The sequence below is a fragment of the Microcoleus sp. AT8-B5 genome (genome assembly GCF_036705565.1).
Lineage (GTDB): Bacteria > Cyanobacteriota > Cyanobacteriia > Cyanobacteriales > Microcoleaceae > Microcoleus.
In genome coordinates this window covers 1-1,049 of the sequence record NZ_JAUBUY010000127.1, presented here as the reverse complement: position 1 = coordinate 1,049, position 1,049 = coordinate 1, and the positions used below count along the sequence as shown (strand labels likewise).

Sequence of the window (1,049 nt, the reverse complement as noted above, 5' to 3'; positions counted from 1 at the left end):
GGTCGTGTCCCTGATGGTGGTGTAGCTTCGCGGAGCCACCCCGATGCCGGCTTTGGCCGGGCTGGTCAGGCGGCCACGGCTGGCAGGCTGACGATGGGATCATCGCTGATTGGCGCGATGCTTTCCAGCGTGATGTAGCGGGCGCGCTGGACGGCCCATTCGTCGTTCTGTTCGAGCAGGATGGCGCCGACGAGGCGGGTGATAGCCGCTTCGTTGGGGAAGATGCCGACGACCTCGGTCCTGCGCTTGATCTCGCCGTTGAGGCGCTCCAGCGGATTGGTGCTGTGAAGCTTGGCGCGGTGCTGGGTCGGGAAGGTCATGTAGGCGAGGACGTCGGTCTCGGCTTTGTCCATCAGGGCGGCGAGCTTGGGGACCGTCGGCCTGAGCTGATCGGCGACCTTGCGCCATTGCTGGCTGGCGGCAGCGGCATCGTCCTGAGCGAAGGCGGTGGCGATAAAGGCCGAGACGACCCGCCGACCTGAACGCCCCGCATGAGCCAGGGCATTGCGCATGAAGTGGACGCGGCAGCGTTGCCAGGTCGCGGTCAGAACCTTCGAGACGGCCGCCTTGATGCCTTCATGGCTGTCGGAGACGACGAGCTTCACCCCGCGCAGACCGCGCCGCGCCAGCTTGCGCAGGAAGGCGGTCCAGAAGGTCTCGGCCTCTGAGGGGCCGATATCCATGCCCAGCACCTCGCGGCGGCCGTCGCTGTTGACGCCGACCGCGACGATGACCGCCACCGAGACGATCCGGCCGGCCTGGCGCACCTTCACATAGGTCGCGTCGATCCAGAGATAGGGCCAGTCGCCTTCGATCGGCCGGTCGAGGAAGGCCTGCACCCGTTCGTCGATCTCCTCGCAGAGCCGGCTGACCTGGCTCTTGGAGATGCCGCTCATGCCCATCGCCTTGACCAGATCATCGACCGAGCGCGTCGAGATGCCCTGGATATAGGCCTCCTGGATCACGGCGGTCAGCGCCTTCTCGGCCATGCGACGGGGCTCGAGGAAACCCGGGAAATACGAGCCCTTCCTCAGCTTGGGGATGCGCAG

At 66.4% G+C, this 1,049-nt stretch carries 1 protein-coding gene; it reads right to left on the bottom strand.

Features of this window, described 5'->3' with window-relative positions:
• Positions 1–65 precede the first annotated feature (65 nt).
• A partial coding sequence (locus QUB39_RS30495; RefSeq protein WP_333485236.1) for an IS256 family transposase occupies positions 66–1,049 on the bottom strand: 984 nt, incomplete at its 5' end.